Annotated in this window: 18 protein-coding genes; 9 read left to right on the plus strand and 9 right to left on the minus strand. The window is 71.4% G+C overall.

Translation table 11 applies throughout. The features are described from left to right. Positions 1 to 25: 25 nt before the first annotated feature. The gene (locus tag BMY61_RS18435) at positions 26 to 1,213 is read right to left on the minus strand and encodes an acetyl-CoA C-acyltransferase (protein WP_042457033.1); all 1,188 of its coding nucleotides are present in this window, start codon (positions 1,211 to 1,213) and stop codon (positions 26 to 28) included. 37 nt (positions 1,214 to 1,250) lie between these two features. After that, positions 1,251 to 2,399 carry an acyl-CoA dehydrogenase family protein gene (locus BMY61_RS18440; protein WP_042457036.1) on the minus strand — a complete coding sequence of 383 codons (1,149 nt, stop codon included), beginning with the start codon at positions 2,397 to 2,399 and terminating at the stop codon, positions 1,251 to 1,253. Positions 2,400 to 2,542: 143 nt separating this feature from the next. Between BMY61_RS18440 and BMY61_RS18445 the strand changes: the two genes are divergently transcribed. The 5 genes from BMY61_RS18445 to BMY61_RS18465 all read left to right on the plus strand — a co-directional run bounded on the left by BMY61_RS18445 (position 2,543) and on the right by BMY61_RS18465 (position 7,086). Then, positions 2,543 to 3,217 (plus strand): TetR/AcrR family transcriptional regulator, encoded by a 675-nt coding sequence (locus BMY61_RS18445; protein WP_042457039.1) that lies wholly within the window; start codon positions 2,543 to 2,545, stop codon positions 3,215 to 3,217. A gap of 225 nt (positions 3,218 to 3,442) precedes the next feature. Further along, positions 3,443 to 4,756, plus strand: a complete 1,314-nt coding sequence (locus BMY61_RS18450) for an ABC transporter substrate-binding protein (RefSeq protein WP_042457042.1) — start codon at positions 3,443 to 3,445, stop codon at positions 4,754 to 4,756. Further along, positions 4,740 to 5,735 (plus strand): carbohydrate ABC transporter permease, encoded by a 996-nt coding sequence (locus BMY61_RS18455; protein ID WP_082015520.1) that lies wholly within the window; start codon positions 4,740 to 4,742, stop codon positions 5,733 to 5,735. Before BMY61_RS18450 ends, BMY61_RS18455 begins: the two co-directional genes overlap by 17 nt. Continuing rightward, complete coding sequence (locus tag BMY61_RS18460; protein ID WP_042457045.1) at positions 5,732 to 6,649, plus strand: carbohydrate ABC transporter permease; 918 nt, start codon at positions 5,732 to 5,734, stop codon at positions 6,647 to 6,649. The genes BMY61_RS18455 and BMY61_RS18460 overlap by 4 nt, the downstream gene beginning before the upstream one ends. 77 nt (positions 6,650 to 6,726) lie before the next feature. Beyond that, positions 6,727 to 7,086, plus strand: a complete 360-nt coding sequence (locus tag BMY61_RS18465) for a class I SAM-dependent methyltransferase (RefSeq protein WP_052439317.1) — start codon at positions 6,727 to 6,729, stop codon at positions 7,084 to 7,086. Between the two features lie 101 nt (positions 7,087 to 7,187). On the opposite strand, the gene BMY61_RS46285 is transcribed toward BMY61_RS18465, so the two are convergent. Continuing rightward, on the minus strand, positions 7,188 to 7,412 hold the full coding sequence (locus BMY61_RS46285; RefSeq protein ID WP_052439319.1) for a hypothetical protein: 225 nt from the start codon (positions 7,410 to 7,412) through the stop codon (positions 7,188 to 7,190). Between the two features lie 7 nt (positions 7,413 to 7,419). Between BMY61_RS46285 and BMY61_RS46290 the strand changes: the two genes are divergently transcribed. Further along, positions 7,420 to 7,563, plus strand: a complete 144-nt coding sequence (locus tag BMY61_RS46290; protein ID WP_169791888.1) for a hypothetical protein — start codon at positions 7,420 to 7,422, stop codon at positions 7,561 to 7,563. A 22-nt stretch (positions 7,564 to 7,585) separates the two neighbouring features. Here BMY61_RS46290 and BMY61_RS18475 read toward each other — a convergent pair whose 3' ends face one another. Beyond that, positions 7,586 to 8,857, minus strand: coding sequence for a nitric oxide synthase oxygenase (locus tag BMY61_RS18475; protein WP_082015521.1), 1,272 nt, complete (start codon positions 8,855 to 8,857; stop codon positions 7,586 to 7,588). A 180-nt stretch (positions 8,858 to 9,037) separates the two neighbouring features. On the opposite strand from BMY61_RS18475, the gene BMY61_RS18480 reads away from it, so the two are divergent. Together BMY61_RS18480 and BMY61_RS18485 are read left to right on the plus strand one after the other, a co-directional pair. Next, entirely contained in the window at positions 9,038 to 9,823 is a 786-nt protein-coding gene (locus tag BMY61_RS18480; protein ID WP_042457048.1) for a DeoR/GlpR family DNA-binding transcription regulator, read from the plus strand. Positions 9,824 to 9,910: 87 nt separating this feature from the next. Beyond that, positions 9,911 to 10,675 carry a hypothetical protein gene (locus BMY61_RS18485; RefSeq protein WP_042457051.1) on the plus strand — a complete coding sequence of 255 codons (765 nt, stop codon included), beginning with the start codon at positions 9,911 to 9,913 and terminating at the stop codon, positions 10,673 to 10,675. Positions 10,676 to 10,747: 72 nt separating this feature from the next. Here the strand turns inward: BMY61_RS18485 and BMY61_RS18490 are convergent, their stop codons facing one another. The 4 genes from BMY61_RS18490 to BMY61_RS18505 all read right to left on the minus strand — a co-directional run bounded on the left by BMY61_RS18490 (position 10,748) and on the right by BMY61_RS18505 (position 14,856). Further along, positions 10,748 to 11,569: a class II fructose-bisphosphate aldolase gene (locus tag BMY61_RS18490; RefSeq protein ID WP_042457054.1), complete on the minus strand. Its 822-nt coding sequence runs from the start codon at positions 11,567 to 11,569 to the stop codon at positions 10,748 to 10,750. Positions 11,570 to 11,611: 42 nt separating this feature from the next. Then, the gene (locus BMY61_RS18495) at positions 11,612 to 12,850 is read right to left on the minus strand and encodes a 1-phosphofructokinase family hexose kinase (RefSeq protein WP_042457057.1); all 1,239 of its coding nucleotides are present in this window, start codon (positions 12,848 to 12,850) and stop codon (positions 11,612 to 11,614) included. Then, positions 12,847 to 13,785, minus strand: coding sequence for an SIS domain-containing protein (locus tag BMY61_RS18500; RefSeq protein ID WP_042457172.1), 939 nt, complete (start codon positions 13,783 to 13,785; stop codon positions 12,847 to 12,849). Before BMY61_RS18500 ends, BMY61_RS18495 begins: the two co-directional genes overlap by 4 nt. Before the next feature lie 102 nt (positions 13,786 to 13,887). Continuing rightward, entirely contained in the window at positions 13,888 to 14,856 is a 969-nt protein-coding gene (locus BMY61_RS18505) for a serine hydrolase (protein WP_052439322.1), read from the minus strand. A 273-nt stretch (positions 14,857 to 15,129) separates the two neighbouring features. On the opposite strand from BMY61_RS18505, the gene BMY61_RS18510 reads away from it, so the two are divergent. Continuing rightward, entirely contained in the window at positions 15,130 to 16,368 is a 1,239-nt protein-coding gene (locus BMY61_RS18510) for an RNA-guided endonuclease InsQ/TnpB family protein (protein WP_042457059.1), read from the plus strand. On the opposite strand, the gene BMY61_RS18515 is transcribed toward BMY61_RS18510, so the two are convergent. Further along, entirely contained in the window at positions 16,361 to 18,205 is a 1,845-nt protein-coding gene (locus tag BMY61_RS18515; RefSeq protein ID WP_042457063.1) for an ABC transporter ATP-binding protein, read from the minus strand. The two genes, BMY61_RS18510 and BMY61_RS18515, sit on opposite strands and share 8 nt — an antisense overlap. Positions 18,206 to 18,223: the final 18 nt, after the last annotated feature.

The raw sequence follows: 18,223 nt of genomic DNA on the forward strand, positions 1-18,223 counted from the left end.
GCGGCGCGCGCCGGCGCGGGAGCGCTCAGTCGCGGTCGACGAGGACGGCGGAGCCCTGGCCGACGCCCACGCACATCGTGGCGAGGCCGCGGGCGTCGCCGGTGCGCGCCATGCGGTGCAGCAGGGTGGTGAGGATGCGCGCGCCGGAGGCGCCGAGCGGGTGGCCGATCGCGATCGCGCCGCCCTGCGGGTTCACCAGCGCGGGGTCGATGCCCAGCTCGCGCACGCAGGCCAGGGCCTGCGCCGCGAAGGCCTCGTTGAACTCGGCCGTCCGCACCGACTCCAGGGTGCGTCCGGTGCGGGCCAGCACCCGCTGGACCGCCGGAACGGGGCCGATGCCCATCACGTCCGGGTGGACGCCCGCGCTGGCGCCGCCGACGTAGCGGCCCAGCGGCTCGACGCCGAGCGACGCCAGCGCCTCCTCGCTGCACAGGACCAGGGCCGCCGCGCCGTCGTTCATCGGCGAGGCGTTGCCCGCCGTGACCGTCCCGCCCGGGCGGAAGACCGGCTTCAACGTGGCGAGCTTCTCCACGCTGGTGTCGGGGCGGATCGACTCGTCCTGGGTGACGACGGTGCCGTCGCCCAGCGTCACCGGTACCGTCTCGGCGTCGAAGAGGCCGTTCTTGCGGGCGGCGGCGGCCGCCTGGTGGGAGGCGAACGCGAAGGCGTCCTGGTCCTCGCGGCTGACGCCGTAGCGGGTGGCGACCTCCTCGGCGGTCTCGCCCATCGAGAGCAGGCCGTGGAGTTCCTTCATCCGCGGGTTGACCAGGCGCCAGCCCAGCTTGGTGTCGAAGATCTCCTGGCCGTGCGGGAGCCGGTCCTCGGCCCGGGGCAGGACGAACGGTGCGCGGCTCATCGACTCCGAGCCGCCCGCGACGACGATGTCCGCCTCGCCGGCGGCGATGGCGCGGGCGGCCGTGGTGACGGCCTCCAGACCGGAGGCGCACAGGCGGTTGAGTGTCGCGCCGGGCACCGACTCGGGCACCCCGGCGAGCAGCACCGCCATTCGCGCGATGTTGCGGTTGTCCTCACCGGCCTGGTTCGCGGCGCCCCAGTAGACGTCGTCGATCCGGGCCGGATCCAGGGTGGGCAGGGTGTCGAGCACGCCGCGCAGGGCGGTGGCCGCGAGGTCGTCGGGGCGCACGCCGGAGAGGACGCCGCGCAGACGGCCGATAGGCGTCCGCTTGGCGGCGGCGAAGTACACAGGGCGCATCGTCGGGCTCCTGGGCAGTCGAGACGGGGAGGGTGGGTCAGAACGCGTTGACGCCGGTCAGGGCCCGGCCGATGAGCAGTTTCTGGATCTGGCTGGTGCCCTCGTAGAGGGTCATCACGCGGGCGTCGCGGACGTACTTGCCGACGGGGTACTCGTCGATGAAGCCGTAGCCGCCGAAGACCTGCAGCGCGGTGTTGGCGGCCTTGACCGCCGCCTCGGAGGCGTAGAGCTTGGCGACGGAGGACTCCGTCTGGAACGGCAGCCCGCGCTCGATCAGGTCGGCGACCCGCCAGACCAGCAGCCGGGCGGCGTCCAGCTCGACCTTGATGTCGGCGAGCATCTCCTGGACGAGCTGGTGCGCGGCGATCGGCTTGCCGAACTGCTCGCGCTGGGTGGCGTAGGCGACGGCCGCGTCGAGCGAGGCCGCGATGATGCCGACGCAGCCGGCCGCGACCGACATCCGGCCCTTGGCCAGCGCCGACATGGCGACGTTGAAGCCCTTGCCCTCGGGGCCGAGCATCGCGTCGGCCGGGACGCGCACGTCGGCGAAGGCCAGCTCGGCGGTCGGCTGGCCGCGCAGGCCCAGCTTGCCGTGGACGGTGGTGCGGGTCAGACCGGGGGTGTCGGTGGGGACCAGGAAGGCGCTGACGCCCTGGTGCCCGGCCTCTCCCGTGCGGGCGAAGACGAGTGCCACCTCGGCCCAGGTGCCGTTGGTGATGAACATCTTCGCGCCGTTGATCACCCACGAGTCCCCGTCGCGGACGGCGCGGGTGGTCAGGTTGCCGGCGTCGGAGCCGGTGCCCGGCTCGGTCAGTGCGAAGCAGCCGAGCGCCTCGCCCGCGCACAGGCGCGGCAGCCAGCGCTGCTTCTGCTCCTCCGTGCCCCAGTGGTTGATCGACTTGGCGACCAGGCCCAGGGAGACGGAGAGCAGCCCGCGCACGGAGGAGTCGCCGCGGCCCAGCTCCTCGGTCACCAGCACGTAGGCGAGGTGGTCGCCGCCGGAGCCGCCGTACTGCTCGGGGATGGTCAGGCCCAGGAAGCCCAGGGCCCCGAGCTTCTTCACGATGCCGCGGTCGACCTCCTCGGCGCGGTCCCAGGCGGTGGCGTGCGGGACGATCTCGCGATTGACGAAATCGGCGGCCAGCTCGCGGACGGCGGCCTGCTCCTCGCTGAGCTCCAGATTCACGGCTCTCCCTGGGAGTGGTCGGTGACGGCAGTTAAACTAGCACTGCAAGTTTTTAGACCGTAACCCCATACGGCAGGCTTGGGGAAGTGTGTCCCCCGACACGCGCGAGACGAGACGAACCAGGTGAGGAGGGCCGGCGCCCGATGGCCAGACCGCGCAACCCGCTGCTCAGCCACGAGCGCATCGTCGGCGCCGCTCTGGGCCTGGTCGACGGCGAGGGTCTGGACGCGCTCTCCACCCGCCGCCTGGCCGCCGAGCTCGGCGTGAGCGGGCCGTCCCTCTATCACCACTTCGCCACCAAGGACGCGCTGCTCGATGCGGTCGTCGACGCCGTGGTGGGCGAGGTGCGCCTCGACATGCTGGGTCGCGACCCGTGGCCGGACGCGCTGCGCGCCTGGGCCCGCTCCTACCGGGCCGCGCTCGCCGCGCACCCGAACCTGGTGCCCGTCCTCGCCCACGGCCCCGGCCGCCGCCCCAACGCGCTGCGCCTCGCCGACGCCGTCTTCGGCGCACTGGTCGACGCCGGCTGGCCCACCGGCGACGCCACCCGCATCGGCGCCCTCATGCGCTACCTCGTCTTCGGCTCCGCCCTCGGCTCCTTCGCCGGCGGCTTCGTCGACGACGAGGGCCTGTATGCCGAGCAGTACCCGCACCTCGGCCAGGCCCACCTGTTGGCGGACCGTCAGCGCGCAGTGGACGAGGGCGCTTTCGAGCTCGGCCTCGACAGCATCCTGCTCGGGCTGGAGGCCCGCTACGCGCGCCTGGGCGAGCAGGCCGCTGCGGCGACGAGTTCAAATCGTTACAGCGCCCGCTCCTGAATCAACATTCTCCAACAAGCTCGCAAAGGCCCGCTCATAAGCGCTTTCGCGCACCCGTGCGGTACGCCGTCCCGACTGCGCCCGGAAACCCCGTTCTGGGCTGCAACTTTGTGCTGCCCGGGCCCTTGACAGCGCGTCAAGCTGTTGGTGGTATCTGAACGCTCACGTTCGTTTGTGTGTTCATTAGCGTTCCACGCACGGCACTTGCACCCCACGGGAGGGGACATGGCAACGCCCGGATCGCACGACCGCACCACCCTCAGCAGCCCCACCAGAAGGTCGGTTCTGCGCGCCGCCGCGATCGGCGCAGGGGCGGTCACGCTTCCCTCGGTTCTCGCCGCGTGCGGCAGCGGGAGCGGCGCGGGAGGAGGCGGCAAGACCGTCACCTTCGGCTCCAACTGGTCCGACCCGGTGCCGAAGCAGGGCGTCGCGAAGGCCGTCGCCGACTTCCAGAAGAGCCAGGGCTACACGGTCAAGACCAACACCGTCGACCACAACTCGTTCCAGCAGAACATCAACCGCTACCTCCAGGGCAACCCGGACGACGTGTTCGGCTGGTTCGCCGGATACCGCATGCAGTACTTCGCGCAGAAGGGCCTGCTGAGCGACATCAGCGACGTCTGGGGCAACTTCACCGGCTTCTCCGACGCCATCAAGGCGCAGTCCACAGGCCTGGACGGCAAGCAGTACTTCGTGCCCTTCTACTACTACCCGTGGGCCGTCTTCTACCGGAAGTCGGTCTTCGCCCAGCACGGCTACCAGATCCCCACCACCTGGGACCAGTACATCGCGCTCGCGAAGCAGATGCAGAAGGACGGCCTCGTCCCCATCTCCTTCTCGGACAAGGACGGCTGGCCGGCCATGGGGACGTTCGACTACATCAACATGCGCCTCAACGGCTACGACTTCCACAAGTCGCTGATGGCCGGTCACGAGGACTGGACCAACCCCAAGGTGAAGAGCGTCTTCGACACCTGGCGCCAACTGCTCCCCTACTACCAGCAGGGGGCGCTCGGCCTCACCTGGCAGGAGTCCGCGCAGGCGCTGCAGCAGAAGAAGACCGGCATGATGACCCTCGGCATGTTCCTGGGCCAGCAGTTCGGTTCGGACGTCTCCGACCTGGACTTCTTCGCCTATCCCGCGATCGACCCGGCGAACGGGCAGGACGCGGTGGAGGCGCCGATCGACGGCTTCCTGCTCTCGCACAAGGCCAAGGACCCCGAGGCCGCCAAGAAGTTCCTGACGTTCCTCGGCACGGCCAAGGCCGAGAACGACTACCTGTCCGTCGACCCGACCCTGCTCGGCGTCAACTCCGCCGTGGACACCAGCGGTTACACGGCCCTGCAGCAGTCCGGCGCCAAGCTGGTCTCCACGGCCAAGAGCATCTCGCAGTTCATGGACCGCGACAGCCGCCCGGACTTCGTCTCCACCGTGATGATCCAGGCGCTGCAGACCTTCCTGAACAGCCCGTCCGACGTCGACGGGCTGTGCAACTCCATCCAGCGCCAGAAGACGGCCATCTATGCGACCGAAGGCTGACCTCGAACCCGCCGTGAGCACCGGTCCGACGGCCACCGCCGCGTCCGCCGCCGCCCCCACCGAGGGGCGGCGGCGCCCGCGCGCCGAGCGGCGCCGGATCCGCCGGCTGACCACGCGCGACCGCATCGTCATCACCGTGCTGCTCGGCCTGCCGCTGCTGCTCACGCTCGTGCTGGTGTGGGCGACCACGCTCGCCTCGATCGGGCTGTCCTTCACCAACTGGGACGGCATCGGCTCGGCCAAGTTCATCGGCGTCGACAACTACAAGGAACTGTTCACCAACTACCCGCCGTTCGCGACGGCGATCTGGCACAACCTGCTCTGGCTCGGCTTCCTGGCACTCGTCGCCACCCCGCTCGGCCTGCTCTTCGCCGTGCTGCTGGACCGCAAGATCCGGTTCAGCCGCTTCTACCAGAGCGCGATCTACCTGCCCGTCGTCCTCTCGCTCGCGGTGATCGGCTTCATCTCGCAGCTGCTCTTCGCCCGCGACGACGGCATCGTCAACACCGTGCTGGGCACCACTGGTCAGGGCGGCCACCCGGTCGACTGGATCGGCGACCCGCACATCAACATCTGGGTCGTCCTGGTCATGGCCGGCTGGCGCCACGCCGGTTACGTCATGGTGCTCTACCTGGCCGGGCTCAAGGGCGTCGACCCCTCGCTCAAGGAGGCCGCGGCGATCGACGGGGCCAACGCGCGGCAGACCTTCTTCCGCGTCGTCTTCCCCGTGATGCGGCCGGTCAACATCATCGTCGGCGTCATCACGGTGATCGAGGCGCTGCGCGCCTTCGACATCGTCTACGCGATCAACGGCGGCACCAACGGCCTGGAGCTGCTCAGCGTCCTGATCACCGACAACATCATCGGCGAGGCCAGCCGGATCGGCTTCGGCTCCGCCATCGCGGTCGTGCTGCTGCTGATCTCGGTGGGCTGCATCGTCGCGTACTGCATGACCGAACTGCGGGAGGAGAAGAAGTGACCGCGCTCACCGCCGGCCGGGCGCCGAAGGTCTCCGGCGCGAGGGCGTCCGACGGTACGGGCGTGGCACCGCGCCGGCTCGGCCTGCACGTCTTCCTGTCGGCCGTCTCGCTGCTGTGGCTGGCGCCGCTGCTGCTGGCCGTCTACGCCTCGTTGCGGCCCTACCAGGAGACCGCCAAGTACGGGTACTTCTCCTGGCCCCGGCACCTCAGCTTCGACTACTACCGCGAGGCGTTCACGCAGTCGGGGATGGCGCAGCACTTCCTCAACACGCTGCTGATCGCCGTCCCGGCGGTGCTGCTGACGCTGTTCTTCGCCTCGTTCGTGGCGTTCTGCATCGCCCGGGTCCGCATCCGCGGCGGGTTCCTGATCCTGATCCTCTTCACGGCCGGCAACCTGCTGCCACCGCAGGTCATGGTGACCCCGGTCTACGAGCTCTTCACCCGGGTGCCGTTGCCGTACTGGATGTCCGACTCGCTGACGATGTACGACTCCTACTGGGGAGTCATCGCCATCCACGTCGCCTTCCAGACCGGCTTCTGCGTCTTCGTGATGACCAACTTCATGAAGGCGCTGCCGGAGGAGCTGCGCGAGGCCGCGATCGTCGACGGCGCGGGGGTGTGGACGCAGTTCTGGCGGATCACCCTGCCGCTGTGCCGCCCGGCGCTGGCGGCACTGGCGACGCTGGAGTTCGCCTGGATCTACAACGACTTCCTGTGGGCGCTGGTGCTGATGTCCTCCGGCGACAAGATGCCGGTCACCAGTGCGCTCAACAACCTGAAGGGACAGTACTTCCAGGACTACAACCTGCTCGCGGCCGGCTCCGTCCTGGTCGCGCTGCCCACCGTGATCCTCTTCTTCATCCTGCAGCGCCACTTCATCGCCGGCCTCACCCTGGGTGCGACCAAGGGCTGACCGCCGGCTCGTCCCCCGGCCCACCGACCGGAAACCGGTGGACCGGGGGAGGGCGCGACCACGAGCGTCCCCGGACCATGGTGACGAGTGGCGGACCGGCCGACTGGCTCGAGGTGAACCGCGCCAACTGGGACGCGCGCGTCCCGATCCACACCGACAACAGCAGCTTCTACGACATCCCGGGCTTCGTCGCAGGCGGTGAGTCGCTCCGCCCCCACGAACCGGGCGAGGTCGGCGACGTGCGCGGGAAGACACTGCTGCACCTGATGTGCCACCTCGGCCTGGACACCCTGTCCTGGGCCCGCCGCGGCGCCACCGTCACCGGGCTGGACTTCTCGCAACCCGCGGTCGACTTCGCGACGGCCTCGCCGACCGGATCGGCGCCGGGTCCGCGCGGTTCGTCACCGCCGACGTCCACGACGCGGCCGAGGTGCTGACCGGCCGGACGTTCGACATCGTCCACACGAGCGTCGGTTCCCGGCGGGAGCCCCGCAGCTCCCGCTGCGGTACTCGCTGCGGGCCGTCCAGGACGCCTGGGTCACGACGGGGGCCCGTCGCCCTCCAACGCCTGCCGTCCGGTGAAGTAGGCGAACGCGCGCGGCGCGTCCTCGTTGGCCGCGAGCTGCTCCTCGGGCGACTCCCGCGGCAGCTCGTAGCACTCCCAGGAGCAGCGGCCCCACGGGGTCCACTGCGTCACCTCACCGCACCCGCCGCAGAGCATCACGTTCACGCCGGGCGGCCCGCCGGCCTGCCAATCGCCCATGCCACCGATGCTCCCACCAGCCGGACGGGCCCGCGACCGCGTCTTCGGCGCCGGCCGGGTCGTCCACGTCGGCTGCGTGCTCGGGGCCGTCGCGCTGATGTTCCTGCCCGCAGCCAACGCCTGGTTCCGCGCCCACCGTCGACCCCGGTGAGCGCATGGCGCCCGGCGCCCGGCTACGCCCCGTGCGGCTCCCCCCAGGCGCCGTCGCGGCGCAGGTAGGCCGGGCGCAGCTGTGGGTCCGGCGCGTCGTAGTAGCGGTGGAACACCGCCGTCGCGCCGCCCGAGAGCGGGGGCACGATCCAGGACCAGTCCGCCGGCACTCCGCGCCCGTAGCGCTTCTCGCGCTCGATGTGGGTGAGGAACCGCTGCGACTCGGTGTGGTGGTCGGCGACGGTGACCTGCTCGCGCGTGAACGAGTGCAGCACCGCGGCGTTCAGCTCCACCAGCGCCCGGTCCCGCCACAGTGTGCGCTCGCTGGAGGTGTCCAGGCCGAAGACCTCGGCAACCGCGCGCAGGCGGTCGTAGCGATCGCGGTCGGCGAGGTTGCGCGAGCCGATCTCCGTGCCCATGTACCAGCCGTTGAACGGCGCGCACGGGTACTGGATGCCGCCGATCTCCAGCGTCATGTCGCTGACCGCCGGGACGGAGTACCAGCGCAGCCCGAGCGCGGCGAAGCCGGGCTCGGTCGGGTGGGTCAGCCGCACCTCGTGCACGGCGTCGTCGGGCAGCTCGTACCAGTCCGGCGGACGCTCCGGAGAGGACTGCACCAGCAGCGGGAGCGGCTCGAACGGCCCCTCGCCGCCTTTCCAGCCCAGTTCCCGTGCCAGCGCCGCCCGCTCGGCGCTGTTCGGGTCGTCGCCGTAGCGCACCAGTTGTTCGTTCAGCAGGCGCGGCGCGGGCCGGCCGGGGCGGTCGGGGGCGAAGATGCTGACGACCGGCCGGATCCGGCCGCCGTTCGCGGCCAGTCGCAGGTGCTCGAAGCACTGCTCGGCGATGTCGTCCGGCCGCCGCAGGTGCCGCAGGTCCCGCACCACCATGCTGCGCCAGTACAGCCGGCCGATGCAGCGGGCGGCGTTGCGCCAGGCGACCCGGGCGCCGAAGGCGAGCTCGTCCGCGGTGTGCGTGTACGTCCCCTCCGCGGCGACCTCCGCGCGGATCTCGCGCAGCCGCGCCTCGGGGTCGATCCCCTGCCCCGACTCGGCGGCGAAGAGCCGCACGAACTGCTCGGCGGCCGGCAACGGCGGGCCCCCGGCCGGTCCCGTGGGCGGCACGGCTCTTGCGGGCGGCACGGCGTGGGTCGGCTCGGACGGCCGCTGGTGGACGACCGGGCACCCGCGCGGCCCCGGCACGGACGCGGACGCCGGAGCAGGCGCGGGTGCGACGGGCGCGGTCGTGACGGGCACGGCCCGCAACGGCTTGCGATGGCGTGTGAACAGCAAGGACATCCCTCCCGCACCATGGGTACCGTAGGTGCGGAACCGTGCACGTAGAGTGTCGGATTCGTGGGACAGGAGCGGATTCCTCCGGCTATGCTCACGCCCGGCCGAAACCGTTCGCACCCGCTTCGTGGTCGGTTCGTGCTCGGTTCGCGGTCCGACCGCCTCGGAAATCCGTAGACTCCCCGCATGCTCAAGGCTGATCGCTTCGCCCGCATCCTCGACCACGTGGCCCGCGCCGGCAGCGCCGACGTGCACCAGCTCGCCGAGCTGCTCGGCGTCTCCGGAGCCACCGTCCGCCGCGACCTGCAGGCCCTGGACGAGCAGGGCCTGCTGCGCCGGACCCACGGCGGCGCCGTCACCGGCACGGTCAACCTGGAACTGCCGCTGCGTCACCGCGCCGGTCGCCGCCAGGAGGAGAAGCGTCGCATCGCCGAGGCCGCGGCGGCGCTCGTCCCCGACGGCGCCGTGATCGGCCTGACCGGCGGCAGCACCGTCAGCGAGCTCGCCCACGTGCTCGCCGAGCGCTGCGGCGGCGGGCAGGGCAGCCTGACCGTGGTCACCAACGCGGTCAACATCGCCGCCGACCTGATCGTCCGCCCGGAGATCCGCCTCGTCGTGATCGGCGGTCAGGCCCGCAGCGCCAGCTACGAGCTGGTCGGCCCCGCCGCGGACCAGCACCTGTCCCGCTACCGCCTGGACTACGCCTTCATCGGCGTCGACGGCCTCAGCGCAGCGGCCGGCTGCACCACCCACGACGAGATGGAGGCCCACACGGACCGCTCCTTCCTCGGCGTCGCCGCCCACCGCGTCGTCCTCGCGGACGGCAGCAAGCTCGGCCGTGCCACCTTCGCCGCCATCTGCCCGCTCGCCGAGATCGACACCCTGGTCACCGACGTCCCCCCGGCCGAGCCGGAACACACGGCCCTGGAGACGGCGGCCGTGCGGGTGCTGACGGCGCTTCCGAAGGCGTGAGGTGACGGGTGACCTGATCCGGTACTCGCCCAGGGGATGTGCGAACATGTGCATCCCCTGAGAGATCAAGGACTGGAACCCCTCACCATGCGCATATCCACGCGCCGCGCGCTGTCCGCCCTCGCCGTCTCCGGCGCCGTCGTCCTGACCGCCGCGGCCTGCGGTGGCGGTACCAGCGGTTCGCACACCTCCGCCGACGCGAAGACGGCGCCCAGCGCCGCCGCGTCGTCCCCGGCCGCAGACCCCTTTGCCGGTCAGACGGCCCACCAGATCATCACCGCGGCGTCGGCCGCGATGTCGTCCGCCCACTCGATGAAGGTGACCGGCACCATGAAGGAGTCGGGCAGCGCCATGAGCCTCGACCTGTTCATGGTCAAGGGCGTCGGCTGCCAGGGCTCGATCGACATGGGCAGCCAGGGGGGAACGACCATCGTGGTGCTCGGCACGACCGCGTGGGAGAAGTTGGACCAGGCCACCCTGGCCAAGGCGATCGGCGGAGCGGCGGCGGCCTCGGTCAGCGGCAAGTACTTCAAGACCACCACCACCGCCAAGGACTTCGCGGACCTGCAGGCCTTCTGCGACCTGGACACCTTTGCCCAGGGCCTTGGCTCCGCGGGCGACGACCCCTTCACCAAGGGCGCGGTCACCACGGTCGACGGCCGGCCGGCACTGACCCTGATCGACACCAAGGACCAGTCGCGGGCGCTGGTGAGCCTCACGGCTCCGTACCGGATCGTCGGTGCGGTGGGCCCCGGGTCGGACGGCTCCATCACCATCAGCTACGACCTCGACACGAAGATCACGCCGCCTCCGGCGAGCGAGGTCTTCGACGCCTCCACGTACGGCCTGTGACGCGGTAGGGCCGGTAGGGCCGGTAGGCCCGGCGGCGCCCGTGACGGGCGCCGCCGGGCCTGGCCGGGTGCCTCAGGCCTGCGGGAGCAGACCCAGCAGCCGGGCCACCTCGGCCGCGACCGCGTCGCGCCCCGGCGCGAGCCACTTGCGCGGGTCGACCTGCGCCGGGTTCGCCGTCAGCGCCTCGCGCACCGCGTCGGTGAACAGGCGGTTCAGGTGCGTGGAGACGTTTATCTTGCGCATCCCCGCCGCCACCGCCGCGACCAGAGCCGCGTCCGGCACGCCCGAACTGCCGTGCAGCACCAGCGGAACGGGCACGGCCTCGCGCAGCCGCGCGACCAGGTCCAGATCGAGCGCGGCCGTGCGCGTGGTCATGGCGTGCTCGCTGCCCACGGCCACGGCCAGCGCGTCCACGCCCGTGCGCGCGACGAACTCCGCCGCCTCCGCCGGGTCCGTGCGCACGCCCGGCGCGTGGGCGCCGTCCTTGCCGCCGACCTCGCCGAGCTCGGCCTCGATCGCCAGCCCGTTCTCGTGGCACCAGGCGGCGAGCGCCGCGGTGCTCTCCAGGTTCTCGGCCCACGGCAGCGTGGAGCCGTCGTACATGACCGAACCGAAGCCGCAGTCGGCGGCCTCGTGGATCAGCCGCGCCTCGGTCGCGTGGTCCAGGTGCAGGGCGGCGCGGGCGCCGCTGCGCTCCGCGGCCAGGCGGGTGGCCGCGGCGATCGGGCCCAGCGCGCCGTGGTAGCGGACGGCGTTCTCGCTGATCTGCAGCACGACGGGAGCCTTGGCCTGCTCCGCGCCGGCGAGGATCGCCTCGGCGTGCTCGATCTGGATCACGTTGAACGCGAAGACCGGTTGGTCGGCCAGCAGGTGGGGGAGGGGGACGAGAGGCACGGCGGGTGGCTCCAGGTTCGGTGTCGGTCAGGTCGAGTCAGGTCAGGTCAGATCGCGCACGGCGACGAGGGGTGCGAGTTCGGCCAGGACGTCCGGGGCCACGTCCCCGGCCAGCGGGGCCGCGACGGCGGCGGCGGACAGGGCGACGGCGTGCGCCAGCGCCTCCGCAGGACCGGTGCCGCGGGCGAGCGCCAGCGCCAGCGCCGCTGACGCGGCGTCGCCGGCGCCGGTGGCGTTGCCCACCACGACCCTCGGCGGAACGACGGCCAGCAGCCGCCCGCCCCAGCACGCCACCAGCCCGTCCGCCCCGGCGGACACGACCGCGTGTCGGGCTCCCGCCTCGACCAACCGCCGTGCGAGCACGCCGGGTGCGGTCACGAGGGGCCGTTCGGACCGGTCGGACGCGGGCGCCGGCGCGGGTTCGGGTTCGGAGGCCCGCGCGGCGGCGCCGTCCAGGCACTCGCCGGAGACCGTGGGTGCTGGCCGCCAGGCTGGAGTCGGTCGTGGAGCGGGCGCGGGTACGGCTCCTCCGCCAGGGGCCCCCGTGGTCCGCGTGGCCGCATCAGCGGCCGCAGGCCGGGCCCCTATGGCCCCCACGTTTCGGCCCGTGTCCGTGGCGACGGGGTGCGATTCGGCGCCGAGCGCGCGCAGCGCCTCCTCGGCGTTGGGTTTCACCAGGGTCGGGCGCGCGGCGAGGGCTTCGCGCAGCGCGTCGGCGTCCGCGTCGACCAGCGTCGGCACGCCCGCGCCGGACGCGAGGCGCACCAACTGGGCATACGCGTCGCGCGGTACGCCCGGCGGCAGACTCCCCGCCAGCACGACGGCCCGCACGCCGTGGTCGAGCGCCGCGCCGAAGTCGGCGACGAAGCGCGCCCATTCCGCGGCGGTCACCTGCGGCCCGGGCTCCCAGAACCCGGTCACCTCACCAGTGGCGCCGGAGCCGGTGTCCGGACCGTCCGGACCGTCCGGACCGTCCGGCGCGGTCGGGGGCGCGGCCACCACGGCCACCGTGCGACGCGTGGCGCCCGCGACAGCGGTGAAGCGGTGCGGGACGCCCGCGGCACCCAGATCGGCGCGCAGGGCCGCGCCCGCCGTGCCGCCGGCGAGGCCGAGGGCGAGCACCGGTTCTCCCTGGGAGGCCAGGACGCGGGCGGTGTTGACGCCCTTGCCGCCCGCGCGCTCGGACACCGAGCGGACGCGGTGCGTGGCACCGGGCCGGACGCCGCCCTCGACGACGTAGGTGACGTCGAGTGCGGCGTTCAGGGTGACCGTGACGATCACGAGGAGAGCACCACCGACCGGGTCAGGTGCTGCGGGTTGTCGACGTCGCGGCCGACGCTCCCGGCCAGGGCGACACCCAGCCGCTGCACCTTGACCAGCTCGGCCAGCGGGTCGTGGCGCGGCGTCACCAGGTGGGCGCCCGTCGCCTCGACCTGCCCGGCCAGGCCGTCCGGGAGCGGGCCGAGGCTCCAGACCGCGCGGCCGGGGCGGGCGATGGCGATGGGGCCGTGCCGGTACTCCATCGCGGGGTAGGACTCGGTCCACCAGGCCGCCGTCTCACGGACCTTGAGGGCTGCCTCGCGCGCCACGCCGTAGCTCCAGCCGCGGCCGAGGAAGGAGACCTGCTCGGCGGCGAGCAGCTCGGGCGCGAGCTCCTGCTCGATCGCCTCCTGGGCCTGGGCCGGCAGGTGGGCGACGGACTCGCCCAGGTGCGCGCGGAGCAGCACCATCTGCGAGGTGGGGAACCGGGTCTGGACGACCGAGCGCTCGTCCGCCCAGTCCAGCACGACCAGGTCCTCGGCGAGTGCCGCGATGGGCGTCTCGGGGTCGGCGGTGATCGCGGTGGTGGCCACCTGGCCGCGCACGGCGTCCAGCAGGCTGAGCACCTCGGTGGTGGTGCCCGAGCGGGTGAGCGCGAGGACGCGGTCGTAGCGGCGGGAGAAGCCCTCGCCGAGCGGCGCCTCGGACGCGGCGAACGCGTCCGTCTCGCCGACGCCCGCACCCTCCCGCAGCGCGGCGTAGGCCTGCGCCATGAACCACGAGGTGCCGCAGCCGACGACGGCGACGCGCTCGCCGGGTCGCGGCAGCAGCGCGGCCACCGAGGGCAGCAGGTCCAGGGCGCGCTGCCAGCACGCGGGCTGCGAGTCGATCTCCAACGAGGTCTGCGAGGCGGCGGTCACCGGCGGTACCTTCTCTCGGTTGTCGTGCTCAGTAATGCTCACTTGAGCATCCAGATGAACAAGACCGAGCATAGCGAGCGGTGGCGCAAAACGAAACGCCCCGCCCGGCCAAAGCCGGACGGGGCGTCGGGGGTGGGGTCAGTTCTTGACGGGACCGAACGGTGCGGAGCCGTCGCCCGCCTGGTTGCGCGGCGCGTCCGCGCCGGGCTGCGGCTGGGCCTGCAGCGTGCGCGGCGCCAGTCCGGGCTTGACGTTGTACATCCCCAGGTCGCGGTGGACCTGGAGGGCGACCCGCTCGATCGTGTTGATGCCGTAGTCCATCGTGGACTGGTTGTCCGTCAGCACGACCATGCGGTAGTCACGGCCCCCGCCCGTGAAGATGCCGAGGCTGTTCACCCGCCACCCGAGGGAGGCGCGCGGCAGCCAGCCGTTCTTCACGTGCGCGGTGACCCCGGCCGGCGTGCCGTACGGGGTGCCCCACCGCTGGTCGGACTCCACGCTCGCCATCAGCCTCAGCGCGTAGGCCTTGGCGTTGGGCGTGAGCAGGTCCGTCCGGTCGGTGTAGACGTTGAGCAGCCGCATCTCGTCGCGGGCGTCGACCTGGGTGAGACCCCAGTAGCCGCCCGGGCCGAGGTAGGTGGTGGTCATGCCGGCCGCGTTCAGGAACCGCTGGATCCTGGTGCGCCCGACGTAGTCCCACAGCCAGGTGGCCGCGTTGTTGTCCGAGTTCTCGATCATCGGCCGCAGGTGCGCGACCTCGGCGGAGGTCAGGGTCTGACCCTTCCGCCAGTAGAGCAGCGCGCCCATGATCGTGGCCTTCACGATGCTCGCGGAGTCGAAGTGCCAGTACGGGTGCAGGGAACAGTAAACGCCTGTGTGCGGGTCCCACACGTTGAGCGCGTAGGTGTCCGTGCGGCCGCTGAGCGCTGACTTGATGTCACGCGACAGCTTGGCCGCCAGGGCGGGATGGCTGCTGGAGGTGCAGAGGGGGGTGGTCGCCGCGGCGGCCGGCTGAGCGAGACCCAGCGGGGCCAGGGTGGCGACGGCGACGGCGCCGAGCCCCCCGGCCAGCGCGCGCTTGGCGCGCGCCTTGAAGGATGATGCCACCGAGATGGATCCTTCCGACGTCGGAAACGGTCGCTTGTCCTACGAGTGTGCAAGTTGACACCTCGTCGACTGTGCAGACATTCCGAAAGTCGGATCGGTTGCGCTGAAAGAGTAACTATCGCGTCGATCTTGCCGCTGGGCCTGACTTGCCTGACTGGAGGTGGAGTCGGTCACCGAGGCAGTGTGGCCGAGATCCTTCGGTGACCTTACGGACTGCAGTGCGAACCGCTCGCTGTTTGCCCTCTGAGGCCAGGGCATCGGACCATCTCGCTCGTGCAGCTCCGCTACAACTACCGGGCCTACCCGGACACTGCCCAGTGCACAGCACTGGCGCAGGCGTTCGGATGTGCTCGGGTGGTATGGAACGACTGCCTCCGCGTGCGGAAGGAAGCGCTCGCTGCCGGGCTGCCCTACGTGTCGTCAGCGGTGCTCTCCAAGACGCACATCACGCAGGCCAAGAGGACACCCGAGCGATCCTGGCTGGCAGACGTATCTGCCGTTGTTCTGCAACAGTCGCTCCGCGATTTGGACGCCGCGTACAAGAACTTCTTCGACGGACAGCAGGGTAAGCGCCCACGCGTGGGTGAGCCCAGGTACAAGAGCAAAAGGGACACCCGTCAGTCGATCCGGTTGAATGCCAACTCCTTTTCGCTGAGGGACAACGGCACTGTGTACGTCGCCAAGGTCGGTGACCTCTCGGTGAGGTGGTCCAGACCACTTCCTGCCGCGCCCACGTCACTGACCGTCACCAAGGACAGCTCGGGACGGTACTTCCTCAGCTTCGTGGTGGACACCGACGCCGACGTCCTGCCGGAGTCGAGCATCGAAACCGGGGTTGACCTGGGCCTGGCGGCCTTTGCCGTCCTCGCCGATGGTCGGACGATCGACAGCCCGCGCTTCCTCCGGCGGGCGGAGAAGAAGCTCAAGAGGCTCCGCCGGGATCTGTCGCGTAAGGAGAAGGGCAGCAGGAACCGGGCTGTAGCCCGGGCCAAGGTGGCACGCCAGTGCGCAAGGGTTGCTGATCGCCGCCGGGATTGGCACCACAAGCACTCCACGCAGATCATCCGCGAAAACCAAGCGGTGTATGTGGAGGACCTTGCGGTGTCCACTCTTGGCCGCACCCGCCTGGGTGGGTCGGTGTACGACGCGGGATGGGCCCAGTTCGTGCGGATGCTGGAGTACAAGGCCGTGAAGCACGGCCGGTACTTTGCCCGGATCGGGCGATTCGAGCCCACCTCTCAGAGGTGCTCGACCTGTGGAGTGAAGGACGGCCCCAAGCCACTGTCGGTTCGTACCTGGACTTGCGGGGCATGTGGGACCGCCCACGACCGTGATGTGAACGCCGCACGCAACATCCTGGCCGCCGGACGGGCGGACAGACTAAACGCCTTGTGGAGCACTGGTAGGACCGGGAAGATCCCGGCACGGTGTGATGAAGCAGGAAGCCACCGGGACGGTCGGAAGGCCGTGGCAGGAGTTCCCGGCCCTGAGGCCGGGGAGCACGTCAAGTGATCAATTCGCGGGCGATCCGACGATCCGTAACGGACGGGTCCGCTCCGCTGTCGCGGGCGATCAGGGCCGCGTAGTGGCCGCCGCGCGCGAGGAGTTCGTCGTGGGTGCCGCGCTCGGTGATGCGCCCCGCGTCCAGGACCACGATCTCGTCGGCGTCGCGGACGGTGGAGAGGCGGTGGGCGATGGTGATCGTGGTGCGTCCGGCGGAGAGGGTGTCCAGGGCCTGTTGGACCGCCTGCTCGGTCTGGGTGTCCAGGGCGCTGGTCGCCTCGTCCAGGACGAGGACCGGCGGGTCGCGCAGGATGGTGCGGGCGATGGCGAGGCGCTGCTTCTCGCCGCCGGAGAAGCGGTAGCCGCGTTCGCCGACGAGGGTGGCGTAGCCGTCCGGCAGCGAGCTGATGTGGTCGTGGATCTGCGCGGCGCGGGCCGCGGCCTCCAGCTCCGCGTCGGTCGCGTCGGGCTTGGCGAAGCGCAGGTTGTCGGCGACCGAGGCGTGGAAGAGGTAGGTCTCCTGGGAGACCACGCCGACCGCGTCGGCGAGCGCGGTGAAGCTGAGGTCGCGCACGTCCGTGCCGTCGATGGTGACCCGGCCCTGCGTCACGTCGTACAGGCGCGGGACGAGGTAGCTGAGCGTCGTCTTGCCCGAGCCCGTCTCGCCGACCACGGCCAGGCTGCCGCCGGGCGGGACGGTCAGGTCCACGTCCTGGAGCGTGGGGCGTTCCTGGCGGTTGTCGTAGCGGAAGCCGACGCCCTCGAACCGCACCTCGCCGCGGGCGCGGCCGGGCGGGGTGACCGCGTCCGGGCGCTCGGTGATGTCCGGCACCAGGTCCAGGTACTCGAAGATGCGCTGGAACAGCGCGAGCGAGACCTGCACGGAGACGCCGACCTGGAGCAGGGAGACCGTGGGGCGGAACAGGCTCTGCTGGAGCGAGGTGAAGGCCACCAGCGTGCCGAGCGAGATGGTCGCCCCGTGCGCGCCGGCCAGGCCCGCCGCCCAGTAGATGACGGCCGGCATCGCGGCCATGACGATCTGGATCGTCGACTGCCGCCAGCGCCCGGCCATGTCCGCGCGGACCTCCAGGTCCGCGAGTGCGGCCGACTCGCCGGCGAACTCCTTGCTGAGCGCGCGGGAGCGGCCCATGGTGCGGCCGAGCAGGATGCCGGAGACGGAGAGTGACTCCTGCATGATCGAGGAGATCGCCGCGAGCTGCCGCTGCCGTTCTCCGGCTATCCGCCGCCGCTCGTTGCCGACGCGGCGGCTGATCCAGACGAACAGGGGCAGTAGGAGCAGCGAGACGATCGTCAGCTGCCAGTCCAGCGCGGCCATGGCGATCACGGTCGCGACGACCGTGGTCGAGTTGGAGACGAGCGAGGTGGCCGTGGAGGTCACCGTCGCCTGCATGCCGCCGATGTCGTTGGCGATCCGCGACTGCACCTCGCCGGTGCGGGTGCGGGTGAAGAACGCCAGCGGCATCCGCTGCAGGTGGGCGTAGACGGCGGTGCGCAGGTCGTGCATGACGTGCTGGCCGACGCTGGTGGACAGGTAGGTCTGCCAGACGTTGAAGACCGAGTTGGCCACCGCGACCGCGACCATGCCCACGGCCAGCAGTGTCAGCAGCCCCGTGCGGCGCTCGGGGATGGCGATGTCCAGGATCGCCCGCAGCAGGAACGGCGAGGCGACCGAGACCAGGGAGGAGAGCCCGACCAGCACCGCGACCACCGTGAGCCGCCCCCGGTAGGGGCGGAACAGCCGCAGGATGCGCCGCAGCTGCCGAGGCGGCCGCGGCGCATCGGGATCGCGCGGCGGGGGTGTCCAGTTCGGACCGGGAGGCTTCATAGCTCGAGCATAACTCAC

This window comes from Streptacidiphilus jiangxiensis, assembly GCF_900109465.1.
GTDB classification, from domain to species: domain Bacteria; phylum Actinomycetota; class Actinomycetes; order Streptomycetales; family Streptomycetaceae; genus Streptacidiphilus; species Streptacidiphilus jiangxiensis.